This window comes from uncultured Dialister sp., from assembly GCF_937959425.1.
GTDB lineage: Bacteria > Bacillota > Negativicutes > Veillonellales > Dialisteraceae > Dialister.
In genome coordinates, this window is record NZ_CALGPS010000200.1 from 1 (window position 1) to 8,649 (window position 8,649).

General features: G+C 54.9%; 6 protein-coding genes and 1 tRNA gene. 6 read left to right on the forward strand and 1 reads right to left on the reverse strand.

Annotated features, from left to right (window positions below; translation table 11 throughout):
• Positions 1–586: 586 nt before the first annotated feature.
• Positions 587–2,026, forward strand: coding sequence for an AMP-binding protein (locus Q0482_RS08490; protein ID WP_299145443.1), 1,440 nt, complete (start codon positions 587–589; stop codon positions 2,024–2,026).
• A 49-nt stretch (positions 2,027–2,075) separates the two neighbouring features.
• On the forward strand, positions 2,076–2,690 hold the full coding sequence (locus tag Q0482_RS08495) for a Maf family protein (protein ID WP_299145444.1): 615 nt from the start codon (positions 2,076–2,078) through the stop codon (positions 2,688–2,690).
• 797 nt (positions 2,691–3,487) lie between these two features.
• On the opposite strand, the gene Q0482_RS08500 is transcribed toward Q0482_RS08495, so the two are convergent.
• The gene (locus Q0482_RS08500) at positions 3,488–4,669 is read right to left on the reverse strand and encodes an iron-containing alcohol dehydrogenase (RefSeq protein ID WP_299145446.1); all 1,182 of its coding nucleotides are present in this window, start codon (positions 4,667–4,669) and stop codon (positions 3,488–3,490) included.
• Positions 4,670–5,239: 570 nt separating this feature from the next.
• On the opposite strand from Q0482_RS08500, the gene Q0482_RS08505 reads away from it, so the two are divergent.
• From Q0482_RS08505 to Q0482_RS08520, 4 genes are all read left to right on the forward strand, one after another.
• Positions 5,240–6,190, forward strand: coding sequence for a TIM barrel protein (locus Q0482_RS08505; protein ID WP_299145448.1), 951 nt, complete (start codon positions 5,240–5,242; stop codon positions 6,188–6,190).
• A 155-nt stretch (positions 6,191–6,345) separates the two neighbouring features.
• Complete coding sequence (locus tag Q0482_RS08510; protein ID WP_299145450.1) at positions 6,346–6,891, forward strand: hypothetical protein; 546 nt, start codon at positions 6,346–6,348, stop codon at positions 6,889–6,891.
• A gap of 23 nt (positions 6,892–6,914) precedes the next feature.
• The gene (locus Q0482_RS08515; RefSeq protein WP_299145452.1) at positions 6,915–8,222 is read left to right on the forward strand and encodes an SEL1-like repeat protein; all 1,308 of its coding nucleotides are present in this window, start codon (positions 6,915–6,917) and stop codon (positions 8,220–8,222) included.
• 151 nt (positions 8,223–8,373) lie between these two features.
• Positions 8,374–8,450, forward strand: a tRNA-Arg gene (locus tag Q0482_RS08520).
• Positions 8,451–8,649: the final 199 nt, after the last annotated feature.

Here is an 8,649-nt window from a genome sequence, read left to right on the forward strand (position 1 = left end):
AGCCGCCACCACAACCCTCGGCGCCACAGGCGCCGTCAAACCTAAGAACCCTCCGGACCAAAGGGTCGGTCAAACTTAAGAACCTTCCCCTCCAAACCGGCCCTCTCTTCCCCGGGCCCTACGGGCCCGCCCCCTTTGGTGCCTGCGGCCCCACCTTCTCCCCGAGCGGGAACTTTTAGCGGCACTATACATAGTGTTATATGACTCTTTCAGTAAGCATAGAGAGGCTATATTCTTCCCCCTGAATAGGGGTGGCAAGGGAACTGGATTCGTAGGGGAGCGTCAGCGACCTGAGAATCCAGTGACACGCTTCCCTTTGGGTAAGTCCCGCGCAGCGGGATAGGGGGTGGCCGCCAAAGGCGGCCAATCATAGTAATGTGAATCTTGCTGATGAATCCAAAGGTACAAATCGAATCCAGCCAGGGGCTGGGTGCTAACTGCTGTCGTCTCTACGGGTAGCAGCGCCTTCCCGCCGACAGGCGGTCCCAACCTGCGGCGCCAGCCGCGTCCCTTTTGCGCCCCAAAGCCACCTATTTGAGATACAATCTGCAATCTGCTACAATAAAAAGATAAAGTGAGGTGCGCTATGTTTATTCATGAAATCATCAATCAGGCGCCGGAGGGGCATGTGGCCATCGACGGCGAAGGGAAGGTTACCTATGGCGAACTGAGGAAGATTGTATCTCTCTATCGGAACCGGCTCTATGAAATGGGAGTAAGAAAGGGATGCCGGGTGGGGCTTTACTCCGCCAACCGGCCGGAGTTTATTTATGTCCATCTGGCAGTGATGAGTCTGGGGGCGGTCATCATTCCCATCAACAACTCCCTGGTGGACCGGGAAGTGGACTACATCCTGAAGGATGCGGAGGCCCTGCTGCTGGTGACGGATACGGATCTTACGGTTTCCGTGCCCACTGTGGACATCCACGACCTGGATTTCCAGGCCCGGGAGCGGAAGGCGCCGGAGGCGCCGCCCTTCCCGGAAGACCTGACGGAAGACGACGTATGCGCCTTTGTCTATACCTCCGGCACCACCGGAAGCCCCAAGGGGGCCATGCTCACCCATCGGAATTTCGTCCGCAATGTGGAACAGTTCACCCAGATGGTCATTTTCAAGCCGGAGGATAAAATCCTCTGCGTACTGCCCATGTTCCACTGCTACGGCCTCACCACCGTCATCCATGCAGGCCTTATGCACGGCAGCACCATCGTCATCGTCCGCACGAAGAATCCTACGGAAATCATCAATGCCATCGTGGAGCACGGCATTACCATTGCCATTATGGTGCCGCCCATGTACAACCTTCTGGCCCGCCGGGGCGAACCGGCGGTGATGAAGACCGTCCACGATTTCATTTCCGGCGGCGCTCCCATTCCCCAGCCTGTGGCCCAGGCCTTCTTTGACCGTTTCCACCATCCCGTACGGGAAGGCTACGGCCTGACGGAAGCATCGCCGGTGGTGAGCGTCCTTCCCTCGGACAGGCTGAAGTACCTCACCGTAGGTCCTGCCATCCCCGGGGTGGAAGTGAAAATCGCGACGGAAAAGGAAGGCCCCTATCAGCCCGGCACGGTGGGCGAGCTCATGGTACGGGGAGACAACGTGATGAAGGGCTACTGGCACAAGGAAGAAGAAACGAAGAAAGTGCTGGAGCCCGACGGCTGGCTGCACACCGGTGATCTGGCCTACATGGACGAAGACAGGTTCATTTACATCGTAGACCGGCTGAAAGACCTCATCATTGTGAATGGCGAAAACATTTACCCCGGCGAAGTGGAAGACTGCATCTACGAAGTGGAAGGAGTCTACGAATGCGCCGTCATCGGTCATCCCGATCCCCTTCGCGGCCAGGTGGTCTGGGCCTATGTGGTCATGAAGGACGGGTACGAATTCGACGAAGCCCGCATCCGCAAATACCTCAGCCGGAACCTGGCAGGCTACAAAATTCCCCGCCGTTTCATTCCCATGGACGCCCTCCCGAAAAATGCGTCCGGGAAAATTCTGAAACGGGCCCTTCGGGACAAATAAAAAGAGCGGCGCAGAGCGCCGTTTTTTTATAAGAAAGGAAATAAAAATCATGCATATCCTGCTGGCCTCCGCCTCACCCCGCCGCCGTGAACTGATTCACCGGATCGGCTGGGAAGCGGACATCGAGAAAAGCGATTTCCCGGAAGTCAAAAACGAAGAAGAAGCCCTGTCCTTCATCCGGAAAGAAAAGAAGGAAATGGAATTTGCCCCCTTTGCCCACAGCAGCCTGGTGTGCGCCGCCAACGCCTTCGGCAAAGCGGCAGACGCCGCCTCCCGCCGGGGCGATGGCATCCCCGTCGTAGGCGCCGACACCATCGTAGTGCTGTGGCAGGACATCCTGGGCAAACCTGAAAATCGGGAGGACGCCTTCCGCATGCTCCGCGCCCTCTCCGGAAAAACCCACGCAGTCAAAACCGGCATGGCTGTCCTCTATCAGGGAAAAACAGATCTCACCGTCACATCCACAGAAGTCAGATTCCGGCAGCTTGAGGACGAAGAAATCCGGAAATACATAGAAACAGGAGAACCCATGGACAAAGCCGGCGCCTACGGCATCCAGGGCATAGGCACCCTCCTGGTGGAATCCATCCACGGCTCCTATGACAACGTAGTAGGCCTCCCTTTGACAGTACTCTATGAAAGAATGAGGAAAATCGTGGGATAATTGGCCGGCTGTCCGATGTCCGATGGGCGGAATTCCGAAAGCATGGAGACCTTCAGACGGTCAGACGGTCAGACGGTCAGACATCAGACATCAGACATCCCACCGGTCATTCCGGATGGTATTCCCGAAAGCCTGGGGGACTTTTAGCAACGTTAAGCTATGTGTAGCTTAAGTAGTAGAAGGGAAAGAGTAGAGAGGGCTATTCTCCCCCCTGAATAGGGGTGGCAAGGGAACTGGATTCGTAGGGAGCCGATAGGCGACTGAGAATCCAGTGACACGCTTCCCTTTGGGGAAGTCCGGCGCAGCCGGATAGGGGGTGGCCACGATAGTGGCCAATTCCCGCCGACTGGTTTTTAGTGACAGATGAGTCACTATCGTCCATGTACCAAGATTCTTTGCTTTCGCTCGGATAGAATGACTTGTCCGGCGGGAAGGCAATCCCGTAATGCCCTTGCGTCCCCTTTAGGGTGGCAAAGGAACTGGATTCGTAGGGGAACGTTAGAGACCTGAGAATCCAGTGAGTCGGTGATAGCCGTGCTGTAGGGAGCCGATAGGCGACTGAGAATCCAGTGACATGCTTCCCTATGGGAAAGAGGGAGGCGAGCGGAGCGAGCCATGCCGCCAACAGGCGGCATTAAAAACTTATTGCCGCGAAGCGGCAATCCATACCCTCGGGCCCAAAGGGCCCGTCAAACCTAAGAACCCTCCGGCCCAAAGGGCCGGTCAAACTTAAGAACCTTCCCCTCCCGAACCCTCACGCCATAGGCGTGTAAAAAGGGGCCGCTCTGCGGCCCCTTTTACAATGCTTTCCTGTAAATCGCCAGCAGATCCTCTTCCGTCAGGGGAGAGAACCCATGGAGAATGCCATCCTCCCCCTTCCAAGCCATGGCGTGGGCCGCCATGTCTTCGAAGAGAGCATCGTCCATGCCGATTTCAGAAAGGGAACCGGGGAGGGAGAGGGCCTTTTTGAAGAATTTCCTCAGTTTCTTAATGCCCTTCCTGGCGGTTTTCATTTCATTCTTCCCTTCCTTCACCCCCATGACGCGGACGGCGAAGCGGGCAAGGCGGGGCGCCGTTTCCTCATTCAGCACATACTCCATGAAAGCGGGGGTCAGGATGGCCAGCCCCAGACCGTGGGGAACGGGATAGAAGGCGGAAAGCTCATGCTCCAGGGCATGGCAGCTCCAGGAAACGGAGTGCCCCCGGTCGATGAGATCGTTGATAGCCCATTCGGAATCCCAGAGCAGATTGGCTCGGGCCTCCTCATTGGTGCCGTCCGCCATGGCCAGAGGCGCCCAGCGGATGACCGAGCGCATCATGCTTTCCATGAATCCGTCCATGGCGTCAAACCCTTCGGCCCGGTTCAGGTACACCTCCAGAATATGGGACAGAATGTCGGCGCTGCCGAAGGCCGTTTGGGCAGGAGGTACGGTGAAAGTATTCTTCGGGTCAAGAAAAGAAACCTTCGGACGCAGCGCTTCCGTAGTCCAGCCCAGCTTCTCATGGGTGTCGGGATTGGTAATGACGGCGCAGCTGTTCATCTCCGATCCCGTGGCCGCCATGGTGGGAATGGCCAAAAGAGGCAGGGCACGGGAAATCTGTGCCCTGGATTTCACCAGCTCCCAGGGATTTCCCTCATACAGGGCGCTCCCCGCAATCACCTTGGCCGTATCAATCACACTGCCGCCGCCGACGGCCAGAATGAGGTCAATGCCTGCCTCCCGGCAGAAACGGGCCCCCTTCACCGCCAGAGGCAGCTCCGGATTTGGCTTCACACCGGAGATTTCATAGGCAGAAACCCCCGCCTTTCTGATTTCATCCACCACCTTGTCATAAATGCCGCTTTCCTTGATAGAACCGCCGCCGTACACCAGAAGCACATTCTTCCCCCAGCGGGGCAGTTCCTCGTGAATATGGCTCATGGCATCATGGCCGAAATACACTTTCGTAGGATTGCAATAGATAAAAGGATCAACCATGGGAAACCTCCTTGTACTCTGTAGTCTATGATGATTTTATTATACCCCATGAAAGGAATGGGCGGCTATCCGCTGCTGCCATGGGCTGGTGTACCAGTGTACCAGTGTGCTGGTGGGCTGGTGGGACAGTGGGACGGCTGACGGCTGTCGGTTTACTGCAGCCCGCTGGGAAGTATTCCCGAACGCAAGTGGGCTATGCGTTGTCATATGACTCTTTCGGTAAATATAGAGAGGCTATATTCTGACCCCTGAATAGGGGTGGGACAATAAGTGAGGGGGAGGGAACCCTCAGAACCCTCACGCCACAGGCGTGTCCATGAACCTTTTCCCTCACAACCCTTCTACACAACCTTTTTACACAACCTTTCTATACAACCTGCGGCGTCAGCCGCGCCCCTTTTTACTTGCGGCGTTAGCCGCCACCACAACCCTCGGCGCCACAGGCGCCGTCAAACCTAAGAACCCTCCGGCTATAGGCCGGTCAATCTTAAGAACCCTCTGAACCCGGGCCGCGGCCCGTCTCTCCTCCCATGTGCTATAGTATAGAAAAGCATACAAAGGAGGGATACCTTGAAACAGGCAGTCAGTCATTACATCATGCCCGGCGAGCGGGCGGAGGATATAGAAAAAATAGTCAGGAAACTCCATCTGGACGGCATTGAGAACCTGGTTTACGGCACCGAGCCCGCCCCTCATCCGGCGGCAGGCCTCACCCTGGGCTGCCATCTGGCCTACTGGCCGGACTGGATGGACTTCTATCTGGGGCGGAAGGATTTCTATGAAAAAGATTTCCCCACAAAAAAGTCCCTCCTGGACACCTTCGGCGGTACCACCGTGGAGGACTGGATAGAGAAAATCCGTCTCAACATCCGCGCCGCCCTTGCGGAAAAGCCGGAGTACCTGGTGTGGCACGTGGCCCACTGCTCCCTGGATGAAATATGGACCCGCCGCTTCCGTTACACCGACAGGGACGTGCTGAAAGCGGCGGCAGAGGTGTACAGCGCCCTGGCCTCTGAAATTCCGCCAACGGTGAAAGTGCTCTTTGAAAACATTTTCTGGCCCGGCCTCTATACCCTGAAGCCGGACGAAGTGGACTATTTCTTCCGCCTCCTTCCCGGAAACAACGTGGGCATCATGCTGGATACGGGCCATCTCATGAATACCTGTCCTGGTCTGGAAATCGAAACCGAGGGTGTCCGCTATGTATGTGACGTGGTAAACCGCCTGGGCTCCCTGAAATCCCTCATCCAGGGCATCCACCTCAGCTGCTCCCTCTCCGGTGCCTACCGGAAAAGCCTCTCCGGCACCATTCCCTCCCCTGTGACGCCGGACATTATCAGCCGGCACATCACCGCCATCGATCAGCACCGGCCTTTCACCGACGACGCAGCCAGGGAAATCATAGACACCGTGGAACCTCTCTACGTGACCCATGAACTCTTCGGCCGCGACTTCTCCATACCGGAAAAAGAAGTGAAGAGGCAGATGAAAGCCGCCGGCCTGTGGCCGCAGGAAAGATGATAGACGATAGACGTCAGACATCAGACGTCAGACGTCAGATTTCCCGTCTCCCGCGGCCTGCTGATTCCCCTTCACACCCTGCCTCCCCAATGGGGTATAATAAAACCAGTGGTTTATCAGGTATTTCATATTTCATTTTAACCAAAGGAGCGGACATGATGGAAAAAAGAGAAGATATCATTTTCAGGCTGGCGCAGAAACTGCCGGCGGAAGCACTGCAGAAACTGGTGGCCCGGTTTGTGGATGGGAATGACAATCTGCTGGCTCCATTCCTGGCCAGCTGCAGGAAAAACGGACTGGCCGGGACGGTGGACGAGCGGACCATGCAGCTTCATTCCCTTCTGGATGTGCTGGATGATGATGCTGGCTTTTTCTTTGACGACCCCGATGCCCTGGAGGCGGTCTATCGCGCCATAGAGTCCATGGGGAAGATGCGGCAGGTGAAGGAAATCCCCTGGGAGCTCCGGAAATTTGCCATTGAAGACCTTCTGGACGAAGAGTACCAGGGCGTAGAGGACGCTGAGACCGGAGAAAAGCTCTACTGCAGAGCGGCGGTCCATCTGGCTGTGAGCCGGAAGGAAGCGGAATATGTGGTGAAGGTCATGAAGAAGGCAGGCATGGATCTTGCCCACAGGGAAAAGTTCCTGGTCAAAAGCGACCGGGCGTGGTATGAGGAACTGATGAAGAAACTGGAGAAATAAGATTTCATAAAGAGGAAATACATATGAAGAATGAAAACCTGAAAAACAAGGATTCTTCTATTGTGGAAGAAATCCGGGAGAAAGCACAGAATCTGGCGGATGAGGGCAGGGCAGAAGAGGGACTGGCTCTTTTTGAAAAAGCAGTAAAGGAGCATCCGGGGAATGAAGCTCTTTTGAATTTCGGCACATTATACCTGCTTACAGAAAAGGAGCAGCTGGACGATTTCGGGCAGCACTTTAAGGACTGGCTCGCAGTCTCGGCAGAGCAGGGACGAGAGGATGCGGCCCTGACCCTGAGCAGTTTGATTCTGATGCAGGAAGGAAAGAAAGCGGCGAAGGAGGTACTTCCCTTTTTGGAAAAGGCAGCCCTCTTCAAAGACAAAGAAATAGCCCGGGAAGCTGCCTGCAGGCTGGGAGAAATCTATCTCTTGCATGTTTTCGATGACGTGCCTGTGGATGAAGAAAAGGCCAGAGCCTGGCTGGAAAAGGCGGCAGATCTGGGAAGCGGCAGAGGCATGTACCTTTTAAGCCGGTTTTATGAAGAACTGAGCTCCCAGCCGGATAAGAAGAAAAGTGATGAATGGCTGCAGAGGGCCGCTGCTGCAGGCAATGGAGACGCCTGCTATGACATGGCGTCGGAGTGCATTGTAGAAGCCGGGTTCCGTGTAGGATCACAGAAAATACAAGCCCTCAAAAAGGCAGTGCCTTTCCTTAAGAAAGGAGCGGAGAATAGCGATGACGAATGCTGCCTGATGCTGGGAATGTTCTATCTCAACGGTACAGGCATCAAGAGGGATACAAAGAAGGGCCTGGACTTCATAAAAGAAGCAGCTGCCTTGGGCCTGCCGGAAGCCATGATGTACCTGGCGCAGCTCTACAGGGGAGAACTGCCCCGGGTTCCGGTGAAGAAGAATCCGGCAAAGGCCGCTCTCTGGCTGGAAAAAGCCGCTTCCGCAGGAAATATGTATGCCGAAGAAAATCTGGGCCTAAGCTATATCCTGGGGGAAGGCGTGAAAAAGGATCCGGAGAAAGGCATGCAGTATCTGGAAAAAGCACTGCAGGACGGCAGCAGCTGGGCCGGCCTCATGATGGCTGCGGTCTATATGGGAAGAGACGGCATTCCCCAGAACCTTTTGAAGGTGGAAGAATACCTTCGCCGCACCATCTTCATGAACGGCCCCGCCTCCGACGAGGCAGGAGAAATGCTGAACAGGCTGAAAGATAAAGACTGGACGGCTGTTCCTTCTCTTCAGGCCATCTCTGCACGCAGGGCGGATGAAGAAAGAGGAAATCCTGCGGATGGTTTGGGTTCACTTTCGGGACGATACTGACAGCAGCGGAAAAGCTTCCATGACGTCATTTCCACCGCAGCAGAGGGGAGCAGAGACATCTCACCGGTAAAACTGCCACTTAAAATTTCACTTACCTGCTCCTATCCCATCTCTTTACAAATTCCATTTCTTTTTGTAAAATAAAACTAATGCGTTTGTAGCTCAGCTGGATAGAGCAGCGGTTTCCTAAACCGTGTGTCGGGAGTTCGAATCTCCCCAAGCGCACCACGATAAAATCAGCACCTTTGGAAAATTCCAAAGGTGCTTTTTTTATGGTCTGTCATTGTGAGTGGCCTAAGGAAGCACTGATTAATTCATAGAGTCTGCTTTTATAAGAATTTTTATGCACTGCTTCGTCATGGGACTCCTTAAATAGTGGCTGTTAAAAAACCACCCTTTGCAAAAATAGCCTAAAACACCCTCAAAA

What these genes read in the sequence shown, in the direction of transcription:
- Q0482_RS08495 (WP_299145444.1), top strand. Translation starts at nt 2,076, where the DNA reads ATGCATATCCTGCTGGCCTCCGCCTCACCCCGCCGCCGTGAACTGATT.
- Q0482_RS08515 (WP_299145452.1), top strand. Translation starts at nt 6,915, where the DNA reads ATGAAGAATGAAAACCTGAAAAACAAGGATTCTTCTATTGTGGAAGAA.
- Q0482_RS08500 (WP_299145446.1), bottom strand. Translation starts at nt 4,669, where the DNA reads ATGGTTGATCCTTTTATCTATTGCAATCCTACGAAAGTGTATTTCGGC.
- Q0482_RS08510 (WP_299145450.1), top strand. Translation starts at nt 6,346, where the DNA reads ATGATGGAAAAAAGAGAAGATATCATTTTCAGGCTGGCGCAGAAACTG.
- Q0482_RS08490 (WP_299145443.1), top strand. Translation starts at nt 587, where the DNA reads ATGTTTATTCATGAAATCATCAATCAGGCGCCGGAGGGGCATGTGGCC.